The 23,971-nt window shown below is 47.9% G+C and carries 21 protein-coding genes, 6 tRNA genes and 1 riboswitch; of the genes, 15 read left to right on the plus strand and 12 right to left on the minus strand.

Annotation, left to right across the window (positions count from 1 at the left end):
- Positions 1–207 precede the first annotated feature (207 nt).
- Positions 208–1,416 carry a hexokinase family protein gene (locus R3O62_RS16365; protein ID WP_005778023.1) on the minus strand — a complete coding sequence of 403 codons (1,209 nt, stop codon included), beginning with the start codon at positions 1,414–1,416 and terminating at the stop codon, positions 208–210.
- Positions 1,417–1,759: 343 nt separating this feature from the next.
- Here R3O62_RS16365 and R3O62_RS16370 point away from each other — a divergent pair, with 343 nt between their 5' ends.
- The 5 genes from R3O62_RS16370 (at position 1,760) to R3O62_RS16390 (ending at position 5,822) form a co-directional block, all read left to right on the plus strand.
- Positions 1,760–2,071 (plus strand): DUF4248 domain-containing protein, encoded by a 312-nt coding sequence (locus R3O62_RS16370; RefSeq protein ID WP_186992652.1) that lies wholly within the window; start codon positions 1,760–1,762, stop codon positions 2,069–2,071.
- A 364-nt stretch (positions 2,072–2,435) separates the two neighbouring features.
- The gene (locus tag R3O62_RS16375; protein ID WP_317467402.1) at positions 2,436–3,056 is read left to right on the plus strand and encodes a hypothetical protein; all 621 of its coding nucleotides are present in this window, start codon (positions 2,436–2,438) and stop codon (positions 3,054–3,056) included.
- A gap of 130 nt (positions 3,057–3,186) precedes the next feature.
- Positions 3,187–4,551: a replicative DNA helicase gene (gene dnaB, locus R3O62_RS16380; protein WP_032537109.1), complete on the plus strand. Its 1,365-nt coding sequence runs from the start codon at positions 3,187–3,189 to the stop codon at positions 4,549–4,551.
- A 129-nt stretch (positions 4,552–4,680) separates the two neighbouring features.
- Positions 4,681–5,160 carry an HU family DNA-binding protein gene (locus R3O62_RS16385; RefSeq protein WP_005806406.1) on the plus strand — a complete coding sequence of 160 codons (480 nt, stop codon included), beginning with the start codon at positions 4,681–4,683 and terminating at the stop codon, positions 5,158–5,160.
- A 218-nt stretch (positions 5,161–5,378) separates the two neighbouring features.
- The gene (locus tag R3O62_RS16390) at positions 5,379–5,822 is read left to right on the plus strand and encodes an N-acetylmuramoyl-L-alanine amidase (protein ID WP_032539239.1); all 444 of its coding nucleotides are present in this window, start codon (positions 5,379–5,381) and stop codon (positions 5,820–5,822) included.
- A gap of 208 nt (positions 5,823–6,030) precedes the next feature.
- On the opposite strand, the gene R3O62_RS16395 is transcribed toward R3O62_RS16390, so the two are convergent.
- From R3O62_RS16395 to R3O62_RS16430, 8 genes are all read right to left on the minus strand, one after another.
- Positions 6,031–6,103: transfer RNA gene (locus tag R3O62_RS16395), tRNA-Gly, on the minus strand.
- Positions 6,104–6,110: 7 nt separating this feature from the next.
- Positions 6,111–6,192 (minus strand) — tRNA-Leu (locus tag R3O62_RS16400).
- Between the two features lie 61 nt (positions 6,193–6,253).
- Positions 6,254–6,326 (minus strand) — tRNA-Gly (locus R3O62_RS16405).
- 22 nt (positions 6,327–6,348) lie between these two features.
- Positions 6,349–6,432, minus strand: a tRNA-Leu gene (locus tag R3O62_RS16410).
- A 37-nt stretch (positions 6,433–6,469) separates the two neighbouring features.
- Positions 6,470–6,551: transfer RNA gene (locus R3O62_RS16415), tRNA-Leu, on the minus strand.
- 25 nt (positions 6,552–6,576) lie between these two features.
- Positions 6,577–6,649: transfer RNA gene (locus R3O62_RS16420), tRNA-Gly, on the minus strand.
- A 130-nt stretch (positions 6,650–6,779) separates the two neighbouring features.
- Positions 6,780–7,919: a carboxynorspermidine decarboxylase gene (nspC, locus tag R3O62_RS16425; RefSeq protein WP_032537980.1), complete on the minus strand. Its 1,140-nt coding sequence runs from the start codon at positions 7,917–7,919 to the stop codon at positions 6,780–6,782.
- Positions 7,920–8,037: 118 nt separating this feature from the next.
- On the minus strand, positions 8,038–10,398 hold the full coding sequence (locus tag R3O62_RS16430; RefSeq protein ID WP_032536723.1) for an ATP-dependent helicase: 2,361 nt from the start codon (positions 10,396–10,398) through the stop codon (positions 8,038–8,040).
- A 121-nt stretch (positions 10,399–10,519) separates the two neighbouring features.
- Here R3O62_RS16430 and R3O62_RS16435 point away from each other — a divergent pair, with 121 nt between their 5' ends.
- The 9 genes from R3O62_RS16435 to R3O62_RS16475 all read left to right on the plus strand — a co-directional run bounded on the left by R3O62_RS16435 (position 10,520) and on the right by R3O62_RS16475 (position 17,993).
- Positions 10,520–11,137, plus strand: a complete 618-nt coding sequence (locus tag R3O62_RS16435) for a superoxide dismutase (RefSeq protein ID WP_005778049.1) — start codon at positions 10,520–10,522, stop codon at positions 11,135–11,137.
- Between the two features lie 182 nt (positions 11,138–11,319).
- A riboswitch (TPP riboswitch) is annotated at positions 11,320–11,412 on the plus strand.
- A gap of 65 nt (positions 11,413–11,477) precedes the next feature.
- Entirely contained in the window at positions 11,478–11,675 is a 198-nt protein-coding gene (gene thiS, locus R3O62_RS16440) for a sulfur carrier protein ThiS (protein WP_032530986.1), read from the plus strand.
- 3 nt (positions 11,676–11,678) lie between these two features.
- On the plus strand, positions 11,679–12,293 hold the full coding sequence (locus tag R3O62_RS16445) for a thiamine phosphate synthase (RefSeq protein WP_022012389.1): 615 nt from the start codon (positions 11,679–11,681) through the stop codon (positions 12,291–12,293).
- A 128-nt stretch (positions 12,294–12,421) separates the two neighbouring features.
- Entirely contained in the window at positions 12,422–13,198 is a 777-nt protein-coding gene (locus tag R3O62_RS16450) for a thiazole synthase (RefSeq protein WP_005806419.1), read from the plus strand.
- 30 nt (positions 13,199–13,228) lie between these two features.
- A complete protein-coding gene (gene thiC / locus R3O62_RS16455; RefSeq protein WP_005806421.1) occupies positions 13,229–14,923 on the plus strand; it encodes a phosphomethylpyrimidine synthase ThiC in 1,695 nt (564 codons plus the stop codon).
- Between the two features lie 11 nt (positions 14,924–14,934).
- Entirely contained in the window at positions 14,935–15,480 is a 546-nt protein-coding gene (locus R3O62_RS16460) for a hypothetical protein (protein WP_250746314.1), read from the plus strand.
- Between the two features lies 1 nt (position 15,481).
- Entirely contained in the window at positions 15,482–16,606 is a 1,125-nt protein-coding gene (thiH, locus tag R3O62_RS16465) for a 2-iminoacetate synthase ThiH (protein ID WP_317472764.1), read from the plus strand.
- Positions 16,607–16,621: 15 nt separating this feature from the next.
- Complete coding sequence (locus tag R3O62_RS16470) at positions 16,622–17,323, plus strand: HesA/MoeB/ThiF family protein (protein ID WP_005806426.1); 702 nt, start codon at positions 16,622–16,624, stop codon at positions 17,321–17,323.
- A gap of 61 nt (positions 17,324–17,384) precedes the next feature.
- Positions 17,385–17,993 carry a thiamine phosphate synthase gene (locus R3O62_RS16475; protein ID WP_005778065.1) on the plus strand — a complete coding sequence of 203 codons (609 nt, stop codon included), beginning with the start codon at positions 17,385–17,387 and terminating at the stop codon, positions 17,991–17,993.
- Between the two features lie 80 nt (positions 17,994–18,073).
- On the opposite strand, the gene R3O62_RS16480 is transcribed toward R3O62_RS16475, so the two are convergent.
- From R3O62_RS16480 to ppdK, 3 genes are all read right to left on the minus strand, one after another.
- Positions 18,074–18,589 carry an outer membrane beta-barrel protein gene (locus R3O62_RS16480; protein ID WP_317472765.1) on the minus strand — a complete coding sequence of 172 codons (516 nt, stop codon included), beginning with the start codon at positions 18,587–18,589 and terminating at the stop codon, positions 18,074–18,076.
- A gap of 199 nt (positions 18,590–18,788) precedes the next feature.
- Positions 18,789–19,358 (minus strand): porin family protein, encoded by a 570-nt coding sequence (locus tag R3O62_RS16485; RefSeq protein ID WP_022012391.1) that lies wholly within the window; start codon positions 19,356–19,358, stop codon positions 18,789–18,791.
- A gap of 200 nt (positions 19,359–19,558) precedes the next feature.
- Entirely contained in the window at positions 19,559–22,279 is a 2,721-nt protein-coding gene (ppdK, locus tag R3O62_RS16490) for a pyruvate, phosphate dikinase (protein ID WP_005778073.1), read from the minus strand.
- Positions 22,280–22,545: 266 nt separating this feature from the next.
- Between ppdK and rlmD the strand changes: the two genes are divergently transcribed.
- Complete coding sequence (gene rlmD, locus R3O62_RS16495; RefSeq protein WP_005806432.1) at positions 22,546–23,964, plus strand: 23S rRNA (uracil(1939)-C(5))-methyltransferase RlmD; 1,419 nt, start codon at positions 22,546–22,548, stop codon at positions 23,962–23,964.
- Positions 23,965–23,971 lie beyond the last annotated feature (7 nt).

The raw sequence follows: 23,971 nt of genomic DNA on the forward strand, positions 1-23,971 counted from the left end.
TTCTTTTATTCCGGATAAATAACAGACAAACTTATAAATACAAAGATAACATTTTCTTTTGTATTTTACGTGTTGTGTCTTAAAAGAATGGTTTTGAGTTCACCACAGATTACACGGATTCTCACAGATTAATAATTTATTTCACTGAGAGTTAAAATTAAAATATCTGTGTTAATCTGTGTAATCTGTGGTGAGCCCCAAATACAATCAAGTCAGTGCTGCAATACCGGTTCCTATCAGGTTGGCATTGCTCATGTTATTGATATGAACTTCCACATCTTCCAGTTGGAGTTCGCGAAGAAGTTCCTGCAATTTCTCCATCACAAGAATGTTGTAACTTTTATCTTTCCGGCTCTCACTCCAGAAGAGGCTTCCTTCGGCTATCAGACAAATCCGATGAATATCTTTGTTGTATGATTTCAGCAATGCGATCAGTCCGGCAAGGGACGCGGCAACCAGTTGGGCCGATCTGCTATAGATCCAACGGGCCACCTGCACATAGATATCTTTGTGGATATCCGGATAGTTCATGATGGCAGTCAGCTTCCGGGCATCGAACTTTTCTTCAAATTCATCCAACGGAAAGGCCGCTTTCAAGATATCCCCTAAATACATGCCGGACACCGCTTTCTCAAAACGCTGTTTGCCCATGCTGTCGGACATTGCATCCACCGTATCATCCACCGCTGTCAAGAATGGCGGATGAAAGTTGCCCGACTCCAGATTGACAGGAATCAAACCCTCTACGCTGTATGCCGGATCCAGTTTCTTTATCTTGTCAGCGGGAATAAAAGTGGCCATATTCGTACCGGTCCCGACAATCAGGCCGATATAGGCGTCGTAACTCTTGTCGGTAAGCCCGGCAAACAAACTGGCGATCGTGTCATTCAGAACTTTGATGCCTGTAAACTTTATTTTATTCTTTTCATTCAGATAGTCGAGTAAAGGTTTCCCCACAAACTGCCCGACCATTTTCCGGATATCCACTCCTTTGGTCCAACGAAGCAGCTTTGCATCTCCTCCGGGCACTGATTCGGCGGGATAAGAAAAACAATAGCCAATAGGCATTTCCTCTTCCCGTTTTATCTCCACAATCAGATCGGCCAATTCTTTGAACAGTTCTTCGCGCGTATAGCCGGGCGACTTCATGACGGACATGTCTTTCTTCCAGCCATTGTTCGGGTAGATGACCGGCTTTTCTTGCGTGAAATCGACAATCGCCACCCGGTAGTTGGTACCTCCCAGATCGAGGACTAAGGCCTTCCCTTTGACATCGGCCGCCTTGGGCAGAATAAAGGTGGGAATGCATTGTATCTCTGCATTTTTTTTACTTAATCCTTCTTCCACTTTCTCCCGGAATGCATAGGCAATTCCTTTGAGTTGTTCGTTGTCCAGTTTGAAAATATTCTTTTCCATGGTGTTGGTTTTATGTATGGATGATCTTTATTTCTGTAAATAACAACTGAGGAGGGTTTTTGCTCAAAACCGGGATAAAAACGATTTCACCACAGAGGACACAGAGGACACAGAGTTTTTTAGACAGAAGAACAAAAGAACAGATAATTCTTTATTGGTTCATCTGTTCTTTCGTCTGAAAACAAATAGAGCGCAGCCAATTAATCTCTGTGTCCTCTGTGCCCTCTGTGGTGAAAGAACAGAACAAAACCCATGCAAGCATTCAGTTCCGTTACATAGTAAAAAAGTCTTTCTCGATAAGCAGAGAATATGCTACTTTGCCACGTAAACAAAAACAACAAGAATGAAAGAGTTAAATTTTGACTGGCTGCTGAGTGGAAGCTGCCTGCTGTCGGACGTGGCGATGGCGTATTTTACAACTTGTATTTATCCCCGCTCGGCGGGCAGACAGATGCGTGAGCAGATAGAACGATATCCGGACTTGCATGCCGAACTACTGGAAGCAGGATACAAACGCTCCAATACACTGCTGACACCCCGGCAAATCTGTATCGTGATACAGCATTGGGGAATGCCCGACACGGTGTACCAATGGCTACGCGAACATCCGGAGGATCGGGTCCAAAAACTGTTCGCCGATCGCAAATTCGACTGATATATGTTAATATATCTTTTTGCTTATTATTTATTTATGTGCAGGTCTGCCTGTTGGCGGCTTCCGGAACAGCCTCCGTAAATAACTGACGGACAACGGACTACAAGCCCGAAAGCATGTTGGTGTCCGTGTTGGTGATTTGGAGGCTCTGAATGACGGCAACAGAGGGTCTGAAAGGGTGAAAACAAGGCTCGGTTTCACCCCGGCAGAGTGTGCGTAGGACGGCAATGGGGATCACCGTACACTTTTGCACCAATCTGCACCAATCTGCACCAATCTTTTGCATCCTTGCCCTTCTATGCGTAGCTTTGTCATACCGTTCGGGAAAGGACGGCACATTCAATAACCTTTAAAACGAAATTCCATGAACGCACCGACCGAGACAATTCTGAAAAAAGGATATATCCTGATTCCCAAATCCATGATCGAAGATTTCTTCAAAACCGGATCGCAAACCGAGGGCTACCTGGAAGCATGGATACAGGTATTGACGCGGGTCAACTACTCCGATACGGAGGTTTGTGTACAAGGCAACCGGATCGTTTGCCGGCGGGGTGAAACCGTATATACCTACAAACAGTGGGAAAAGACACTGGGATGGAGCCGATACCGCACCCGCCACTTCTTCGAAACGTTGTTCAAATCCGGAATCATGGAGGCGGTAGAGAATCCCGCCGGAATCACCCTGCTCCGGGTAACAGACTATGACCTCTGGACCGGACATAAAAAAGCCGCCACCACCCGGGACAGCCATGCGACGGAAGGCTTTGCCGACTTCTGGGATCTTTATCACCGGATCACCCAAAAAGATAAGATAAACATAGCCCGTGCCCGGAAAGAATGGAAAAAACTGACGGTAACGGAAAAGAAACTGGCACTGGAAAACATCGAGGAGTATTACACCCACCAAAAGGACATACGCTTCTGTAAACAGGCAGCCACATATCTGGAAGATAAGGCGTTTCTGAACGAATACGAATTTTAGAAGTCACCACGGATTACACGGATTAACACAGATTACAAAGTTATTCTGTTGATATTTAAAATTAAAAATCTGTGAAAATCCGTGTAATCTGTGGTGAACTATACCCCAAACCATATACCATCCAAACATTATGTTACAACCCCAAGCACCCGAACTCGAGGAAACCATCCTCGGAGCCTGCCTGATTGAAAAAGAAGGCATGGCACTGATTGACGAACTGCTGAAACCGGAAATGTTCTATGTCACCCGTCATCAACTGATTTACGCCGCATTGCAGGCGATGTTCCACGCCGGTACGAACATCGACATCCTCACCGCCACCGAGGAGCTTCGCAAACGTGGAAAGCTGGACGATGCCGGAGGGCCGTTCTACATCACCCAACTGAGCAGCCGGGTGGCAAGTTCGGCACACCTGGAATATCACGCACGCATCGTTCACCAAAAGTACATCCGAAGGGAAATGATCGTGGGATTCAGCAAACTGCTGACACTCTCCGGCGACGAAACCATCGACCTGACAGACACGTTGGTGGATGGACACAACCTGCTGGACAGGCTGGAAGGGGCATGCGGGCACAACAGGCAGTTGCGCGATATGGACACGCTGATGCAGGCAACCCTGACCGAAGCGGAAGGACGCATGCAGAAAAACAAGGACGGAGTGACCGGAATCCCCACCGGACTGGCCGAACTGGACAAGATGACAGGAGGATGGCAAAACAGCGATCTGATCACCATCGCCGCCCGTCCGGCAGTGGGAAAAACCGCCTTTGCACTCCATCTGGCAAAAGCTGCGGCAGCGGCCGGACACCACACGGTGGTGTACAGCCTCGAGATGCAAGCCGAGCGGTTGGGCGACCGCTGGCTCCTGTCGGCAGGAGAAATGGACCCATACCTCTGGCGAAGCGGAAAGCTATCACAGGAAACATGGCTACAGGCCCGGCAAACGGCCGGAGAACTGGCAAGGCTCCCCATCTGCGTAGACGATAACCCGGATATGAGCATAGACCGTGTACGCTCGAGCGCCCGGTTGCTGCAAAGCAAAGGGAAGTGTGACTTTATCATCATAGACTACCTGCAACTGTGTGACATGCGCACCGAACAAACCAACCGGAACCGGGAACAAGAGGTGGCGCAGGCGAGCCGTAAAGCAAAATTGCTGGCCAAAGAGCTGCACATCCCGGTCATCTTGCTAAGCCAACTCAACCGTGGCTCCGAAAACAGGGCGTACGGACGTCTGGAATTAGCCGACCTGCGTGAGAGTGGAGCCATCGAACAGGACTCGGACCTGGTGCTCCTCCTCTATCGTCCGGCACTGGCACATCTGGCAACAGACAAACAAAGCGGATATCCGACGGAGGGACTGGGAGTAGCCATCATCGCCAAACACCGCAACGGGGAAACGGGAAACGTATACTTCGGACACAACAAGAGCATGACCAAAATAGGCGACTACGTTCCGCCCATGGAATGGATAAAAAAGAATGCCAGATAGAGGCTCCGTTTTCTTAACCTACACATCGTTATTTTCATCATTTTACTTGACTTTGCCTGTTTGATTTCGTATCTTTACGTAGTGATTGAGACAAGAAATTTATTAACCTAAACCTTAACTTTTTATTGTATGGAAGTATCAGTGGAGCGCTATCAGCGCAAGAAGTATGTCAATCAGGAGAACTCTCCCGTGTTGTATTACATCCGCCAGAAAGCGGGAACAGCCAAAATTATGGATATCGACGCACTGGCGGAAGATATCCAGACCAATTGCGCCCTGACAACGGGCGATGTGAAACACACCATAGAGGCGCTGGTGGAACAGCTGCGAAAGGTGCTGACGCAAGGAAACAAAGTGAAAATAGAAGGACTGGGAACCTTCCACATGACGCTGACCTGCCTGCCGGGCGAAACCGAGAAGGAGTGCACGGTGAAGAATATCAAGCGGGTGAACGTGCGGTTCATACCCGATAAGGCAATGAAGCTGGTGAACGCCAGCCGGAGCATGACCCGAAGCCCGAACAACGTGACGTTTGCCATGGCTTCGGCAGGCGCTCCGGAAGGCGGAGGAAGCGGAGACGGGGGCATTGTGGACGACCCGACGGCATAAATCCGCACCACAGATTACTCAGATTTACACAGATTTAAATTTTAAATTCGATTACAGAGAAAATAAATCTTTATCTGTGATAATCTGTGAAATCTGTGGTGAAACAACGAAACTTAATACAGCAAAAACAATGAAGAAAATACAAAAAATACTGGAATGCCTACTGGCATTCCTGATGTTTCTCCGCGGGGGGAACACCGAAAAATAGAACCGGAACTATGAGAGAAATCAATCTGATTGTTATTCACTGCTCCGCAACCAGAGAAGACCGCTGCTTCACGGAGCATGACCTGGAGGAGTGTCACCGAAGACGGGGATTCGAAGGAGCGGGCTATCACTTCTACATACGCAAGGACGGGAAGATCATCACTACCCGACCGGTGGAACGGGCCGGGGCACATGCCAAGGGATTCAACGCACACTCCATAGGCATCTGCTACGAAGGAGGGCTGGACTGCAACGGACGACCCAAAGACACCCGGACAGAATGGCAAAAACATTCAATGCGGGTACTGGTGAGAGTATTGCTGAAGGAGTATCCCGGAAGCAGGGTATGCGGACACAGGGATCTGAGTCCGGACCTGAACGGAAACGGGGAGATAGAACCCGAAGAGTGGATCAAGGCATGCCCGTGCTTTGAGGTGAAAGAGGAAAGCTTTTAAATTCACCACAGCTCACCACAGATTACACAGATTAACACAGATTTATCTATTTCTCAATCTGTGATAATCCGTGTAATCTGTGGTGAAAAACATTAAAACTCTGTGTGACTCTGTGGTAAAGCTTGTGGAATCAGCATGGCACTGACCCCGGTAAACGGTAAACAAAAAAAGGAAGCTGAATCAAATGATTCAGCTTCCTTTTTCTTTGAGCGGAAAACGAGACTCGAACTCGCGACCCTAACCTTGGCAAGGTTATGCTCTACCAACTGAGCTATTTCCGCAATGTAGTGCCCAGAACAGGACTCGAACCTGCATGCCTCTCGACACACGCACCTGAAACGTGCGCGTCTACCAATTCCGCCACCTGGGCATTGACTAATCAGGAATCTGCTGTTTAAATGGAGAGGAACAGATAACCGACGTTCTTGTTGAGCGGAAAACGAGACTCGAACTCGCGACCCTAACCTTGGCAAGGTTATGCTCTACCAACTGAGCTATTTCCGCAAAACAACTTTAATAAAGAATGTGAAGAGAAGGAGACTCGAACTCCCACGACAGTAATGTCACTACCCCCTCAAAGTAGCGCGTCTACCAATTCCGCCACCTCTCCAATCTCGATTAAAGCTTTGAACTATTCTCACCTTTTGTGCCCAGAACAGGACTCGAACCTGCATGCCTCTCGACACACGCACCTGAAACGTGCGCGTCTACCAATTCCGCCACCTGGGCAAAAGGTTTCCAACATTTCAAAGAGAGCGGAAAACGAGACTCGAACTCGCGACCCTAACCTTGGCAAGGTTATGCTCTACCAACTGAGCTATTTCCGCATTTGCAACCGTTGTTTCTCGATTGCGGTTGCAAAGGTAGGCATTTTCTTGATATCTGCAAGCATTCGGGATACTTTTTTCTCAGGAAAATGTGCATTTTGTTTTTGCCAAACGACAAATGTTTTGATTATCAACTCATTCTATTGCGATAATCTTCATAGGAAAATTGCTTGAAGATTTCAGCATTTCCACTCGCCGTCCACAAAGCAATGGCAGGATGGTGAATCCCGTTAAACATATTTGTTTTTACCATCGTATAATGTATCATATCTTCAAAAACGATACGTTCGCCGATCTGCAATTCATGATCGAAACTCCAGGAACCCATATAGTCTCCGCTCAGGCAGGAATTACCTCCGAGCCGATAGACAAACGGTCCCTCCTCTCCCATCACCGCCCCGCGAACGGCCGGTTGATAAGGCATTTCCAGACAGTCGGGCATGTGACAGGTAAAGCTGACGTTAAGAATGGCGGTACGGATACCACGGCTCTCGACAATATCTACCACCTCGGAAGTCAGTACCCCGGTTTGCCAGGTGAAAGCCGAACCGGGCTCAAGGATGATGCGCAAATGCGGATAACGTTTCTTTAAGCCCTGCAACAAGCCTATCAGGTGCCCGGTATCATAATCTTTACGGGTCATCAGATGTCCGCCTCCCAGGTTGAGCCACTTTATCTGAGAGAACCACGGGGAGAACTTCTCTTCAAGATGTTGCAAAGTACGCTCGAGTTCGAACGAAGATGATTCACAATGGCAATGGCAATGAAAACCCTCGATCCCCTGCGGCAACTGTTCGGGCAGCAGATCGGCAGTGATGCCGAAACGGGTGCCGGGAGCGCACGGATTATAGAGTTCGGTCTCCACTTCGGAATATTCGGGATTGATGCGAATGCCGCAAGAAATGTCACTGCCTCCGGCCACGGTCATCGGGTAGAACCGGTGGAACTGCGCCATGGAATTGAACGTGATATGACTGCTGCAACGCATGATTTCCGGAAAGTCGGCTTCGGTATAAGCCGGAGAATAAGTGTGTGCCTTACTGCCGAACTCTTCGAGTGCCAGGCGCGCCTCGTAGACGGAGCTTGCCGTGGAATGTCCGATGTATTCCCTGAAAATAGGGAATGAACGCCACATGGCAAAAGACTTGAAAGCAAGGATGATTTCAACTCCGGCCCGGTCGGCCACACTCTTTATCAGACTGAGGTTCTTTCTCAGCAATTCTTCCTCCATGATATAGCACGGAGAGGGAAATTGGGTAAAATCTATCATAGTCAACTACAAGGTTCACCACAGAGGACACAGAGGGCACGGAGTTTTTATTTTCCAGGTTTATAGAAAGATCTTAAATTCTTCCTCTGTGAACTCTGTGTTACTCTGTGGTGAATAATTATTCTATTACTTTAAATCTCGCAAAACGCAGCAGCAACTGTTTATCGCCCGCATTACGGAAATGGATCGTTGCTTTGGCATTGTCGCCCGAACCTTCGACACGAATCACCTGGCCTATGCCGAAACGCTCGTGTTCAATGGTCTGCCCGGGTTGTACACCTGTAATGCCGGCTCCGGGAGCTGCCGATGGGGATACCGTGGTACCACTCACCCTCTTCAAGTTACGGGGGACGGTCGGAGCAATGATCTGCTCCTTCGGACGTTCACGCTGCGGACGGTCGGCAGACGGACGAGCAGAAAAACGCTCGGCAGACGGACGGCGGGAGTATCCCTCCTCCATTTCGCGGCGGAAACGGCCGGCTCCTTCGTCAACGCTACGACCTAAAGCTGCCTCCTGCGGAAGTTGCAGGAAGCGGGTGTCGATATCCCTCAGGAACCGACTGGGACTGCCGAACTCCATCTTTCCGTAACGGAAACGGGTTTTGGCAAACGAGAGGAAACAGTGTTCCTCGGCACGGGTGATGGCGACGTAGAACAGGCGGCGTTCTTCTTCCATCGCGCGCGGTGAATCGCCCGCCATGCCACTGGGGAAGAGATTCTCTTCCAACCCTACCACAAATACATTGCGGAACTCCAGCCCTTTGGCAGAATGCACCGTCATCAAAGTCACCTTCTCACCATCTCCCTCCTTATCGGAATCCTGATCGGTGAGCAGGGATACTTCAGAGAGAAAGTCGATCAGTGAAACATTTGTGTTCCCCTCTTCCTGACGCATGGCACAGAAATCATTCATACCGTTCACCAGTTCCTCGATGTTCTCTTTGCGGCTCAGGTTTTCGGGCGAATTGTCCTGACAGACGTCATTGATAATGCCGGACCGGCGGATGATTGCCGTACCTATTTCATAGGCATTCTTCTCCGCCACCTCGGTCATGAACTGTTCGATCAGTTCACGAAAGCCTTGCAACTTGGTGTGTGTATTTTTATTAATAGTAAGTCCGTAAGTGATGGGTTCGCACAGCACAGTCCACAGGCTGACATTGTTGTCGGTGGCGGCTTTGATAATCTTCCCCACCGTAGTATCACCGATGCCGCGTGCCGGATAATTGATAATCCGCTTGAACGCCTCTTCGTCGTTGGGATTGACCACCAGACGGAAATAAGCTATGATGTCTTTTATTTCCTTACGCTGATAGAAAGAGAGACCGCCGTAAATCTTATAAGGCATGCTCCGCTTACGCAAGGCCTCCTCGAAGACACGGCTCTGGGCATTGGTGCGGTAAAGGATCGCAAAATCAGAATAGCCATAATCGTGTTCGCGACGCAGCTGGGCGATTTTATTGGTCACGATATCGCCCTCTTCCACATCGCTGTAGGCTTGGAATACACCGATGGCTTCCCCCCGTTCTTTCTCGGAGAAAACCTCTTTGGGGATCTGCCGCTCGTTCTTTTCGATCAGGCTGTTGGCTGCACGGACGATGGTCTGGGTAGAACGGTAATTCTGCTCAAGCTTGAAGACTTTTGTGTCGGGATATATCTTGGTGAAATACAAAATATTGTCGATGTCGGCTCCCCGGAAAGAGTAGATGCTCTGCGCATCGTCACCCACCACACAAACACGCTGATTCTCCTTAGTGAGCTGCAACACAATGCTGTGCTGCGCATAGTTGGTGTCCTGATACTCGTCGACAAGCACATAACGGAACTGCTCACGATAGCGCGCCAGCACTTCGGGAAAATCGCGGAAAAGAATATAGGTATAGACCAGCAAATCATCGAAATCCATTGCTCCGGCTTGCCGGCAACGCTCCCAGTAACGGCTGTAAATGTCGCGTATGGCAGGCATCTTGGCCGCAGCATCTGCCTCGTAAGCCTCCTTGTTGGCAGCATAGCCCGAAGGAGACACCAAATGGTTCTTGGCATTGGAAATGCGAGCCTGTACACTGCCGGGTTTATAGGTCTTTTCGTCAAGCCCCATCTCCTTGATGATGGAACGGAGCAGGCTCTTGCTGTCCGCCGAGTCGTAGATGGTGAACTGTGACGTAAACCCGATGTGGGATGCCTCGGCACGAAGAATACGGGAGAACACCGAATGGAATGTACCCATCCAGAGATACCGTGCACGCTGTTCGCCCACCTGCCGGGCAATGCGCTCTTTCATCTCACGGGCGGCTTTGTTGGTAAAAGTCAGTGCCAGGATGTTCCAGGGATTGTAACCGTTCTCGAGCAGATAGGCTATCTTATAAGTAAGTACGCGTGTCTTTCCAGAACCGGCACCGGCAATGACCAGTGAAGGACCATCACCGTAGAGCACCGCTGCACGCTGGCTTTCATTAAGTTCTTCGATATAGTCGGGCATAAAATTTATCTGTTAAATCTCTATTCACTGGCAAAGATAGAGGAAAGTTTGGACAACTCCGAACATTTAGGCCCTATATCCCGTTATATATTTATAGAAATGAAATAAAAGATTTGAATTTATGAATACATTATTAATGTCTTTAATATTTACAACCATGACTTACGAAATGCCTAAACTTCCGTACGCAAACAATGCGCTGGAACCTGTAATCAGTCAGCAGACCATTGATTACCATTATGGTAAACATCTTCAAACATATGTAAACAATCTCAATAGCCTCGTTCCGGGCACCGAATTTGAAGGAAAAACAGTAGAAGCCATCGTAGCTTCGGCTCCCGACGGAGCCATCTTCAACAATGCCGGACAGGTGCTGAACCACACACTCTACTTCCTGCAATTCGCACCGAAACCGGCGAAAAACGAACCGGAAGGTAAGTTGGGAGAAGCCATCAAACGCGACTTTGGAAGCTTTGAGAACTTCAAGAAAGAATTTAATGCGGCTGCCGTAGGATTGTTCGGTTCGGGATGGGCCTGGCTGTCTGTGGACAAAAACGGGAAACTGCATATCACCAAAGAAGCCAATGGAAGCAACCCGGTGCGTGCCGGACTAAAACCGCTACTGGGATTCGATGTGTGGGAACACGCTTATTATCTCGACTATCAGAACCGGCGGGCCGACCACGTAAATAAACTGTGGGAGATCATCGACTGGGATGTAGTGGAAAAACGACTGTAATTCAGAAGTATTCACCACAGAGGACGCAGAGGACACAGAGTTTCAAATTCGGGAAAAGAACGAATTTGACTCTGGTGTCCTCTGCGTCTTTTGTTTCCTCTGCACCACTCTCTGCCTACTCCGTGGTGAAATAATCCCTGATTTACTTTTTTCTTATCTCCTTTTTCACTTACTTTGCTCCCGTAAAGACAAAGGGGTGCCACCCGGTGGCTGAGATCATACCCTAAGAACCTGATGCAGTTAGTACTGCCGAAGGGATTGTGTATTTCTTCTTATCGTTTCTCTCCGCATGCACTCTCTTTGTATTTACTTTCATTTATCTATAAATACATATACGAATATGAAAGTACAAGTGAACAACAAAGAAGTGGAAACTACCGCAAGCACCATCACCGGGCTTGCCACGCAATTGCAACTTCCCGAAAACGGCATTGCCATCGCTGTGAACAACCAAATGATCCCACGTCCGCAATGGGACGAATTCAGCCTGCACGAGAATGACAACCTGATTGTGATTAAAGCAGCCTGTGGAGGATAAATCATGCTGAGCCTGCAATTTATCACTCACCAGACCGGGAAATACTCTTATTTCGAATCGGCATGTATGGCCCTCGAAGGAGGATGCAAATGGATACAACTGCGCATGAAAGAGGCATCTCCGGAAGAGGTGGAAACAGTAGCCCGGCAGCTGAAACCTCTTTGCAAGACACACGGAGCCATCCTGATTCTTGACGATCATGTGGAACTCGCCCAAAAACTGGAAGTGGACGGAGTGCATCTGGGCAAAAAAGACATGCCTGTCAGCGAAGCCAGAAAAATCCTGGGCGAAGCATTCATCATCGGAGGTACAGCCAATACTTTTGAAGACGTGAAAATGCACTTCAGCGCCGGTGCCGACTATCTGGGCATCGGCCCGTTCCGGTTTACTACAACCAAGAAGAACCTCAGCCCCGTACTGGGGCTCGAAGGATATACCTCTATTTTATCGCAAATGGATGAATGCGGCATCCGGATTCCGGTAGTCGCCATCGGAGGCATCGTAACGGAAGATATCCCTGCCATCATGAAAACAGGCGTAAACGGCATCGCCCTCTCAGGAGCCATCCTGCAAGCGCCGGACCCGGTAGAAGAAACAAGAAGGATTCTAAACATATAAGGAAATGAATCGAACTCACCACAGATTACACAGATTTTCACAGATTAATAATTTATTTTACTGAGAGTTAAATTAAAGAATCTGTGAAAATCCGTGTAATCTGTGGTGAGCTCAAAACAAAATCAGAAATGGAAAAGCTAATTATTGCGGGACGTGAATTCAACTCCCGCCTCTTCCTGGGAACAGGAAAGTTCAACTCAAACGAATTGATGGAACAATCGATACTGGCCTCGGGCACCGAAATGGTAACAGTGGCCATGAAACGTATCGACATGGAGAATTCGGAAGACGACATGCTGAAACATATCGTGCATCCACACATCCAACTGCTGCCCAATACCTCGGGAGTGCGCAATGCGGAAGAAGCGGTGTTTGCCGGACAAATGGCACGCGAAGCCTTCGGGACCAACTGGCTGAAGCTGGAGATACACCCGGATCCGCGCTATCTGCTGCCCGACTCGGTAGAGACTCTGAAAGCAACCGAACGACTCGTGAAACTCGGATTTGTGGTACTGCCTTATTGCCAGGCCGACCCGGTGCTCTGCAAACAACTGGAAGAGGCGGGAGCGGCCACAGTGATGCCGTTGGGAGCACCGATCGGAACCAACAAAGGTTTGCAGACCAAAGAATTCATCCACATCATTATCGAACAGGCGGGTATCCCGGTAATAGTGGATGCCGGAATCGGTGCGCCGAGCCATGCGGCAGAAGCGATGGAGATGGGAGCATCGGCGTGTCTGGTAAATACTGCCATTGCCGTAGCCGGCAACCCGGTAGAAATGGCAAAGGCCTTCAAGCAGGCAGTCGAAGCAGGACGAATGGCCTATGAAGCAGGACTCGGCATGCAGACTACCGGATTGGTGGCAGAAGCAAGTTCACCGCTGACGGCATTTTTAAACGAATAAAAAAACAGTCCCACCTCTAATAACGAATTTATGGAACAAAGAATAAAATTCCCCCGCTCCGAGAAAGTGTACCTGTCCGGAAAACTTTTCCCCGAAATCCGCGTAGGTATGCGGAGAGTAGAGCAAGTGCCCAGCACCACTTTCGAAGGAGAGAAGAAAATCATAACTCCCAACCCACACGTATATATCTATGATACAAGCGGACCTTTCAGTGACCCGGACATAGAGATTGACCTGAAAAAAGGTCTCCCCCGGCTGCGGGAAGAATGGATACTGAAAAGGGGGGATGTAGAGCAACTTCCGGAGATCAGTTCGGAATACGGACGGATGCGGCGGGACGACAAAAGCCTCGACCCTCTCCGCTTTGAGCACATCGCACTGCCCTACCGGGCCAAATCCGGGAAACATATCACCCAAATGGCATATGCCAAACAAGGTATCATCACTCCGGAAATGGAATATGTGGCTATCCGCGAAAACATGAACTGTGAGGAACTGGGTATCGATACTCACATTACTCCTGAATTTGTATGCCAAGAGATAGCCGAAGGACGGGCGGTTCTGCCTGCCAACATCAATCATCCCGAAGCCGAACCGATGATTATCGGCCGTAACTTTCTGGTAAAGATCAATACCAACATCGGTAACTCCGCAACCACGTCGAGCATCGACGAAGAGGTGGAGAAAGCGATGTGGAGCTGCAAATGGGGAGGTGACACGCTGATGGATCTTTCAACGGGAGAAAACATACACGAAACACGGGAATGGATCATACGCAACTGCCCGGTTCCGGTGGGTACGGTACCCATCTATCAGGCACTGGAAAAGGTAAACGGCAAAGTAGAGGACCTATCCTGGGAACTGTATCGCGACACACTGATAGAACAGTGCGAGCAGGGAGTGGACTACTTCACCATTCATGCGGGAATCCGCCGGCACAATGTGCACCTGGCGGAAAAGAGGCTTTGCGGAATCGTATCCCGCGGCGGGAGCATCATGAGTAAATGGTGCCTGGTGCACGACCGCGAGAGTTTCCTTTACGAACACTTTGACGACATCTGTGATATTCTGGCACAATATGACGTAGCGGTATCATTGGGAGACGGTTTGCGACCGGGTTCCACCCACGATGCCAATGACGAGGCACAGTTTGCCGAACTTGATACCATGGGCGAACTGGTGGTGCGCGCCTGGGAAAAGAACGTACAAGCCTTCATCGAAGGGCCCGGACACGTGCCGATGCACAAAATCCGCGAGAACATGGAACGCCAGATCGAGAAGTGCCACAATGCCCCGTTCTATACACTCGGCCCGTTAGTGACGGATATTGCACCGGGATACGACCACATCACCTCTGCAATCGGTGCGGCACAAATAGGCTGGCTCGGAACAGCTATGCTCTGCTACGTGACGCCCAAGGAGCACCTGGCATTGCCCGATAAAGAAGATGTACGCGTCGGAGTGATCACCTATAAGATTGCCGCCCATGCAGCCGACCTGGCCAAGGGGCATCCGGGAGCCCAGGTACGGGACAATGCGTTGAGCAAAGCACGCTATGAATTCCGCTGGAAAGACCAGTTCGACTTATCGCTCGACCCGGAACGCGCATTCTCTTATTTCCATGCCGGACGACACACGGACGGAGAATATTGCACCATGTGCGGACCGAACTTCTGCGCAATGCGACTGAGCCGGGATTTGAAGAAAACTAAAAAACAAGAGTAAGACCAACTGTCATGGAAAGAACAGACGAATACCGGAAAGCATTGGACGTACCCATCTCCGAACTATCCATAGACCGGATCATTGAGGAGATCCGCCGGCAGCCGGAGAGCTTTGAGGCCCTCTATCATCTGACGACAGACGAGAAGCTATTGGTCTCCTGGCGGGCACTGTGGGTATGCGATAAACTTTGCAGGCAATACCCCGATTGGTTCGCCCCGCTCCGGGAAGAACTGACCGGAAGGCTGGTGACCTGCAAACACGATGGTTCCAAGCGCCTGCTTCTCTCCATACTCTACCATGCTCCCGCCGAAGAAATCCCATCGGTTGAATTGCTTAACTTCTGTCTGGATTGCATGCTGTCTCGCCGCGAAAGCATAGGCGTGCAATCCTTAGCCGTCCGAATGGCCTACCACCTGTGCAAGCACGAACCCGAACTGCTCAACGAACTGCGGACCATACTGGAAAGCACAGATACGGAACTGTATTCGACCGCTGTAAAAACGACTGTGCGGAACACATTGAAGAAAATAAATCAGAAGAATAAAAAGAAAAAATAAAATGTTTTCAGATGAATTAGAAAAGATTTCCTGGGAAGAGACGACTAAAATCATCTATTCCAAAACCGACGCCGATGTGCGCCGCGCATTGTCAAAGGAACATTGCGATGTAAACGATTTTATGGCATTGATTTCGCCGGCTGCCGCCCCCTATCTGGAGACTATGGCGCGTCTCAGCCGGAAATATACGCTGGAACGCTTCGGAAAGACAATTTCGATGTTCGTTCCACTCTATATTACAAATTCTTGTACAAACTCGTGTGTATACTGTGGCTTTAACCACAATAATCCGATGAAACGGACCATCCTTACGGAAGAGGAAATGGTAAACGAGTACAAAGCGATCAAGAAACTGGCTCCGTTCGAAAATCTGCTGTTAGTAACAGGCGAAAATCCTGCCAAAGCAGGAGTAGATTACATTGAACGGGCCCTCCTGCTGGCAAAGCCTTATTTCTCTAATCTGCAAATTGAGGTAATGCCACTTAAAGCAAAAGAATATGAACGGCTTACGTATGCCGGACTGAATGGAGTCATCTGCTTTCAGGAGACTTACAACAAAACCAATTATAATGTGTATCATCCCCGTGGCATGAAATCGAAATTTGAGTGGCGTGTCAATGGTTTTGACCGTATGGGACAAGCAGGTGTACACAAAATAGGCATGGGGGTACTGATCGGTCTGGAAGAATGGCGCACGGATGTCACAATGATGGCCTACCATCTGCGCTATCTGCAAAAGCACTACTGGAAAACGAAATATAGCGTCAACTTCCCCCGGATGCGCCCCTCGGAGAACGGAGGTTTCCAACCTAATGTTGTGATGAACGACCGGGAACTGGCACAGGTGACTTTTGCCATGCGCATCTTCGACCACGATGTGGATATCTCCTACTCTACCCGCGAAAGCGCAGAGTTCCGTAACCACATGGCTACGCTCGGGGTGACTACCATGAGCGCCGAAAGTAAAACGGAACCGGGAGGCTACTTTACCTATCCGCAGGCACTGGAGCAGTTTCATGTCAGCGACGAACGGAAAGCCGTGGAAGTGGATGCCGCACTGCGTTCACTGGGGCGGATACCCGTTTACAAAGACTGGGACACGGCACTGACCCTGACTCAATGCTAACGATAAAGACGAATCATGGAAAGATACAACAGGCAAATCATGCTTCCGGAAATAGGAGAAGCAGGACAAGCAAAACTCAAAGCTGCCAAAGTATTGATTGTGGGCGTAGGAGGACTGGGTTCTCCCATCGCCCTCTATCTGGCGGGTGCAGGAGTAGGTACCATCGGACTGGTGGATAACGATGAAGTAAGCCTCAGCAATCTGCAAAGGCAGGTGCTCTATACGGAAGAAGAGGTAGGAGACCTGAAAGCGATTTGCGCTTCGCTGCGGCTCAGTGCCCTGAACCGGGAAATAGAGGTAAATGCCTGTCCGGGACGGCTCAGCAAAGACAATGCCCGTGAATTGATAAGGCAGTACGACATCGTAGTGGACGGATGCGATAACTTTATCACCCGATATCTGATAAATGACGTCTGTGTAGAGTTGGGAAAACCCTATGTATACGGTGCCATCTGTGGTTTCGAGGGACAGGTTTCTGTCTTTAACTACGGGAGCGGGGCACAACGGAAAACATACCGTGACCTCTATCCGGATGAAGAAGAGATGTTGCGTATGCCTCCTCCTCCCAAAGGGGTAGTCGGAGTAACACCGGCAGTGACGGGCAGTGTGGAAGCAACCGAAGTCCTGAAGATTATCTGCGGATTCGGAGAGGTTCTGGCAGGCAAACTATGGACAATTGACTTACGGACATTGCAATCTAACATATTTTCACTATAAAGGTTGGTTTCTGAGTAAGTTAATTACTAACTTTGCTAAACTTAACAGTTTAACAACAGAAATGAAACTTATCGTAGTAACGACGCCTACTTTCTTTGTAGAAGAAGATAAGATTATCACTGCTCTCTTTGAAGAGGGATTGGATATTCTGCATCTCAGGAAACCGGAAACGCCGGCTATGTATTCGGAACGCTTGCTCACACTGATTCCGGAAAAATATCATAAACGCATTGTCACCCATGAACACTTCTACCTGAAAGAAGAATTCAACCTGATGGGAATTCACCTGAATGCCCGCAACCCGAAAGAGCCGCATGACTACTCCGGGCATATCAGTTGTTCCTGCCACTCGGTGGAGGAAGTGAAAAACAAAAAACACTTTTACGACTATGTGTTTATGAGCCCGATTTACGACAGTATCTCAAAAGAAGGATATAACTCGCCTTACACGGCTGAAGAATTGCGTCAGGCAGGTAAAGACAAAATCATCGATGGCAAAGTAATGGCTTTGGGAGGCATCACGCCGGAGAATATACTGGAAGTAAAGGATTTCGGATTCGGAGGTGCAGTGGTTTTAGGAGACTTGTGGGGTAAATTCGATGCCTGTTCCGACAGAGATTATCTGGCAGTGATAGAACACTTCAAGAAACTGAAAAAGATGGCGGACTGAGCCAAAGAACAACGGACTAAATAAAATAGGGTGACTTCCTTATGAAGGGAAGCCACCCTATTTCGTTGAAACCTATTTGATTAAAATTCGTAATGGAATCCGAATGTTAAGTCTTCGCTACTTGCGCTAAAGCCGAATCCGCTGTTATTCATATAGTCGTCCTTATAACCCAAGAAACCACATTTGGCAACCAAACTGAAATGTTGGTTCAGTTTTATGGCAATACCCGGTTTCAGACCGATCTCAAAACCGTTTATTGCATCTCCGCCATCTTTCACCTTAGTGGTAGCAAAGCCAAACCCACCATCGATAAACAGACGTACAATCTTGTTCTCGTAATAAGAAAAGCGTGCATAAGGAGCAATAGCAAAAGAATTAATCGTTTTATGACTTATATAATCATGGTTAAACTGGAGTTCAACGCCCAGTGCCCATTGTTCACTCAGGTTGTATCCGATTTCCGGAGCGAGCCTGAAAGAAGTAGTATTAGCGTCATCATTACGCCACAAACCTACGGTACCTCCCATGTAAATGTCCTGAGCTTTGACAGATAAAGTTGCAATAGCAACAAATAAAAACAATACAATCTTTTTCATCTTCTTAGTAGTTTTAATTAAATGTACCTATTTTGAAAACAAACAAAAGAATTATTTCACTTTTGTTTCGGGGCGCAAAAGTATAGCATATTCATTAATTAAACAACTATTTCCGCCACTATTCGCTGAGTGAATATAAAAGAAAAGCCGCTTGTAGTTGATTTACAGCGGCTTCTCTATTTTAATATTTATCGGTTTCTCAGAACTTATAACCTACACTGATCGAAACATTCAGATTTTTACCATTTACGTCGTCCATTACATCGACAAATCCGAACTGGCCGTCAAGCCCTGCGATGATCTTGCCAAACTCCGCGGCAACACCGATACCCAAACCTACATCGCCACGTTTCAGCAGACCGTCGTCGCCAAAGGTATCAACTTCCAAACGTCCTTTACCTAAATCGACTTTAGAATTACCCCCGATGCCGCAAGCAAAATAAGGACCGGCACTCAACACAATATTGGTATTATCGGCCACTTTGAAACGCGCCGCAGCCATAACCGGCAGTTCCAGATAGACAGCATTCACACTCAGTTCATCCTTCTTGACACCTTTGGAAGATACGAACAAAGAGGGTTGCAAGGACCAGATTTCATTAAATCCATACTCCATACCACCGCCTATCTTGAATCCTACTTTGGCATTCATGTCAAAATCACCGGTATAATTACTGATATTCATTCCCACTTTGGCATTCCAGCTCACTTGAGAAAAGCCCACAACCGAAACAAGGGCAAACAATACAAACACAAGATTTCTTTTCATAATTCTGTAATTTTAGTTTGTTAAAAATATAATAAGTAAGGTTTCATAAGATAAAGGAAATATTTTTATTTGAATTATACAAATATTCACTCTACATTTTATCCACTCCCCCTGCTTCTGCTTTCTCTTATTCTGTTTCCATAAAAAAACGAGGCTACCCTTTCACGGGTAACCTCGCCTAACCAGTTATCTAAATCTATTTAGTCTTCGATAGCTGCTTGTGCCGCTGCCAGACGTGCAATAGGCACACGGAACGGAGAACAACTAACGTAATTCAAACCTACTTTATGGCAGAACTTCACAGATGAAGGCTCACCGCCATGTTCACCGCAGATACCGCATTTCAAATCCGGACGGATAGCACGCCCTTTTTCGGTTGCCATACGTACCAACTGGCCTACACCATTCTGGTCGAGTACCTGGAACGGATCTACCTTCAGGATCTTCTTCTCCAGATAAACCGGAAGGAAAGAAGCGATATCGTCACGAGAGTAACCGAAAGTCATCTGAGTCAAGTCGTTGGTTCCGAACGAGAAGAACTCGGCAGACGAAGCGATACGGTCGGCAGTCAGAGCTGCACGAGGAATTTCGATCATGGTTCCGACCTTGAAGTCGATGCGGTCTCCCACCTCTTCGAAAAGCTTTTCTGCTTCGGCACGGATCACACTTTCCTGCTGCTGGAACTCGTAAAGAATACCTGTCAGCGGCACCATGATTTCGGGATGTGTTTCTATTCCTTCTTTCTTCAGTTCAAGAGCGGCACCCAAAATGGCACGAGTCTGCATCTGTGTGATTTCGGGATACGTATTTCCCAAACGACAGCCACGGTGACCCAACATCGGGTTGTGTTCGCAAAGTGATTCTACACGCTGCTGGATATATTGCAGGCTTACCCCCATCGTATCGGCCATTTCTTGCTGTCCTTTCAGATCGTGAGGAACGAATTCATGCAAAGGAGGATCGAGCAGGCGTACGGTCACCGGACAACCGGACATAGCCTTAAAGATACCTTTGAAGTCGGCTTGCTGATACGGAAGTATCTTAGCCAGTGCTTTGCGGCGCCCTTCAGCATTTTCTGCCAGGATCATTTCACGCATAGCCTTAATTTTTTCACCTTCAAAGAACATGTGTTCCGTACGGCAAAGGCCTATACCTACCGCACCGAAGTTACGGGCAACCTCAGCATCATGCGGAGTGTCGGCATTAGTACGTACTTGCAGGCGGGTATATTTATCGGCCAACTTCATCAAATCGGAAAAATCACCCGATAACTCAGCAGCCTTCGTTTCTACTTTACCTTGGTAAACTTCACCCGTACTACCGTTCAAAGAGATGAAATCACCCTCTTTCAGCAACACGCCGTCCACTTCTACTGTACGGGCTTTATAGTCGATGTTCAGTGCACCGGCTCCCGAAACACAACATTTACCCATACCGCGGGCAACCACGGCTGCATGTGAAGTCATACCTCCGCGTGCGGTCAAAATGCCTTCAGCAACTGCCATACCGGCCAAATCTTCCGGTGATGTTTCAATACGAACCATTACGACGCGTTTTCCGGCAGCATGCCATTCGGCAGCGTCGTCAGCAAAGAATACAATCTGACCGGTAGCAGCACCCGGAGAAGCCGGCAAACCGCGAGTCAACACTTTAGCCTGTTTCAAAGCAGACTTATCGAATACCGGGTGGAGTAATTCATCCAGCTTATTGGGTTCTACACGCATCAGGGCAGTCTTTTCATCAATCATTCCCTGACGGAACAGATCCATTGCGATTTTTACCATGGCAGCACCGGTACGTTTACCGTTACGTGTCTGAAGGAACCAAAGTTTGCCTTCCTGAACGGTGAACTCCATGTCCTGCATATCTTTATAGTGATTTTCGAGCTTAGTCTGCAATTCGTCCAGTTGTTTATATATTTCCGGCATTGCTTCTTCCATAGAAGGGTATTTCGAAGCACGCTCTTCTTCGCTCACACCGGCCAACTGAGCCCAACGCTGAGAACCGATCTTCGTGATCTGTTGCGGAGTACGGATTCCGGCAACAACGTCCTCGCCCTGTGCATTGATCAGGTATTCACCATTGAAAAGGTCCTCACCTGTGGCAGCATCGCGTGAGAAGCAAACACCTGTAGCAGAACCATCGCCCATATTACCGAATACCATTGCCTGAACACTTACGGCAGTACCCCATTCGTCAGGAATTCCCTCCATCTTACGGTACAGGATGGCACGTTCATTCATCCATGAATTAAATACGGCGCAAATTGCTCCCCAAAGCTGTTCGTATGCACAAGTCGGGAAATCCTTGCCGGTCTGTGCTTTTACGGCAGCTTTAAATTTCTTCACGAGTTCTTTCAGGTCTTCTACCTCAAGCTCGTTATCCAGTTTCACGCCTTTGGCATGTTTCACCTCTTCGATGATGGCTTCAAACGGATCCTGGTCTTCTTTGTTAACAGGCTTCATACCCAATACTACATCACCATACATCTGTACGAAACGACGGTAAGAATCCCATGCAAAACGGGCATTTCCTGTTTTACGGGTCAAGCCTTCAACCACTTCATCGTTCAATCCCAGGTTCAGGATCGTATCCATCATGCCCGGCATGGATGCACGCGCACCCGAACGCACAGAAACCAGCAACGGATTCTCTACGTCACCAAATTTTGAACGCATCAGGTTCTCTATATTTGCAATGGCTTTTTCTACTTCTTCTTTCAGGAGAGATACGACCTTTTCCTGTCCCATCTCGTAATATTCGGTACAAACGTCAGTTGTAATTGTGAAGCCCGGAGGTACGGGGACACCGATCAGATTCATTTCGGCAAGGTTCGCACCTTTACCCCCAAGTAAGTTTCGCATACCGGCTTTTCCTTCTGCCAGTCCATTACCAAAGGTATAAACTCTTTTTTTGTCCATAATACGATTTTAAAGTTATTAGTTGTGATTCTTTTCTGTTCGCAAATCTAAGGATATTTCGCAAACCAGAAAACTTTTATATGAAAAACTTTCTATCAAAATGCAATTTCGACATTGCAATCTGCATTATTTCACTTCATATAGAGAAATACGAAAAAAAATACCTACTTTTGCGAAAGATTTTATTAATATGGCGTAGAATGGTGATTTTATATATTCACGCTTTATACATAAAGAAATCATTTTAATATAATTCAAGGAGTATTGTGGCTAGAAAGAAAAAAGAACTTCCCCTGCTGGAGAAGGTGACAATAACGGATGTGGCTGCCGAAGGAAAAGCCATCGCAAAAGTAAATGACCTGGTAGTTTTTGTGCCTTACGTAGTGCCGGGCGATGTGGTGGATCTGCAAGTCAAAAGAAAAAAGAATAAATATGCCGAGGCCGAAGCGGTGAAGTTTCACGAACTCTCGCCGATACGTGCCGTTCCTTTTTGCCAACACTATGGCGTATGCGGCGGATGCAAATGGCAGGTATTGCCTTACGCCGAACAAATCAAATACAAACAGAAACAGGTGGAAGATAACCTCCGTCGCATCGGCAAGATCGAATTACCGGAGATCTCTCCTATCCTGGGATCTGCCAAAACCGAATTTTATCGGAACAAACTGGAATTTACCTTCTCAAACAAACGCTGGCTGACAGCAGAAGAAGTGAAACAGGATGTAAAGTACGACCAGATGAATGCAGTGGGATTCCATATCCCGGGAGCATTCGACAAAGTGCTGGCTATCGAAAAGTGTTGGTTACAAGACGATATTTCCAATCGCATCCGAAACACAATCCGTGATTATGCTTACGAGCACAATTACTCTTTCATCAACCTTCGTTCACAGGAAGGAATGCTCCGCAACATGATTGTGCGTACTTCAAGTACCGGCGAACTGATGGTAATTCTGATTTGTAAAATTACCGAAGAGCATGAAATGGACCTCTTCAAGCAGTTATTGCAGTATGTGGCCGACCAATTTCCGGAAATAACCTCTCTCCTATACATTATTAATAATAAATGCAACGACACCATCAATGATCTCGATGTACACGTATTCCGTGGCAACGACCATATCTTTGAAGAGATGGAGGGCCTGCGTTTCAAAGTGGGACCGAAATCGTTCTATCAGACCAATTCGGGGCAAGCATACAACCTCTATAAGGTAGCGCGCGACTTTGCCGGATTAACAGGTGGCGAACTGGTGTATGACCTGTATACCGGAACAGGAACCATTGCTAACTTTGTATCGCGACAGGCACGGCAAGTGATTGGCATCGAATACGTGCCCGAAGCCATTGAAGATGCGAAAGTAAATGCGGAAATTAATGGAATAGAGAATACGTTGTTCTTTGCCGGAGACATGAAGGATATCCTGACTCAGGACTTCATCAATCAGTATGGACGTCCGGACGTAATTATCACCGATCCTCCCCGGGCAGGAATGCATCAGGATGTGGTAGACGTAATCTTGTTTGCCGAACCAAAACGAATTGTATATGTTAGTTGTAATCCGGCAACGCAAGCCCGTGATCTTCAGTTGCTCGACGTTAAATACCGTGTGAAAGCAGTGCAACCGGTAGATATGTTCCCACATACCCATCACGTGGAAAACGTAGTGCTGCTCGAACTTAAATAAGGAAACG

The sequence above is a fragment of the Bacteroides hominis genome, from assembly GCF_033042785.2.
In the GTDB taxonomy this organism is placed as follows: Bacteria; Bacteroidota; Bacteroidia; order Bacteroidales; family Bacteroidaceae; genus Bacteroides; species Bacteroides hominis.

Coding starts and splice junctions, on each gene's coding strand:
- R3O62_RS16370 (WP_186992652.1), top strand. CDS start 1,760: ATGAAAGAGTTAAATTTTGACTGGCTGCTGAGTGGAAGCTGCCTGCTG.
- R3O62_RS16450 (WP_005806419.1), top strand. CDS start 12,422: ATGGAAAAGCTAATTATTGCGGGACGTGAATTCAACTCCCGCCTCTTC.
- dnaB (WP_032537109.1), top strand. CDS start 3,187: ATGTTACAACCCCAAGCACCCGAACTCGAGGAAACCATCCTCGGAGCC.
- R3O62_RS16475 (WP_005778065.1), top strand. CDS start 17,385: ATGAAACTTATCGTAGTAACGACGCCTACTTTCTTTGTAGAAGAAGAT.
- R3O62_RS16445 (WP_022012389.1), top strand. CDS start 11,679: ATGCTGAGCCTGCAATTTATCACTCACCAGACCGGGAAATACTCTTAT.
- R3O62_RS16365 (WP_005778023.1), bottom strand. CDS start 1,416: ATGGAAAAGAATATTTTCAAACTGGACAACGAACAACTCAAAGGAATT.
- R3O62_RS16470 (WP_005806426.1), top strand. CDS start 16,622: ATGGAAAGATACAACAGGCAAATCATGCTTCCGGAAATAGGAGAAGCA.
- R3O62_RS16435 (WP_005778049.1), top strand. CDS start 10,520: ATGAATACATTATTAATGTCTTTAATATTTACAACCATGACTTACGAA.
- R3O62_RS16390 (WP_032539239.1), top strand. CDS start 5,379: ATGAGAGAAATCAATCTGATTGTTATTCACTGCTCCGCAACCAGAGAA.
- R3O62_RS16485 (WP_022012391.1), bottom strand. CDS start 19,358: ATGAAAAGAAATCTTGTGTTTGTATTGTTTGCCCTTGTTTCGGTTGTG.
- R3O62_RS16460 (WP_250746314.1), top strand. CDS start 14,935: ATGGAAAGAACAGACGAATACCGGAAAGCATTGGACGTACCCATCTCC.
- ppdK (WP_005778073.1), bottom strand. CDS start 22,279: ATGGACAAAAAAAGAGTTTATACCTTTGGTAATGGACTGGCAGAAGGA.
- R3O62_RS16480 (WP_317472765.1), bottom strand. CDS start 18,589: ATGAAAAAGATTGTATTGTTTTTATTTGTTGCTATTGCAACTTTATCT.
- thiH (WP_317472764.1), top strand. CDS start 15,482: ATGTTTTCAGATGAATTAGAAAAGATTTCCTGGGAAGAGACGACTAAA.
- R3O62_RS16385 (WP_005806406.1), top strand. CDS start 4,681: ATGGAAGTATCAGTGGAGCGCTATCAGCGCAAGAAGTATGTCAATCAG.
- R3O62_RS16430 (WP_032536723.1), bottom strand. CDS start 10,398: ATGCCCGACTATATCGAAGAACTTAATGAAAGCCAGCGTGCAGCGGTG.
- nspC (WP_032537980.1), bottom strand. CDS start 7,919: ATGATAGATTTTACCCAATTTCCCTCTCCGTGCTATATCATGGAGGAA.
- thiC (WP_005806421.1), top strand. CDS start 13,229: ATGGAACAAAGAATAAAATTCCCCCGCTCCGAGAAAGTGTACCTGTCC.
- thiS (WP_032530986.1), top strand. CDS start 11,478: ATGAAAGTACAAGTGAACAACAAAGAAGTGGAAACTACCGCAAGCACC.
- R3O62_RS16375 (WP_317467402.1), top strand. CDS start 2,436: ATGAACGCACCGACCGAGACAATTCTGAAAAAAGGATATATCCTGATT.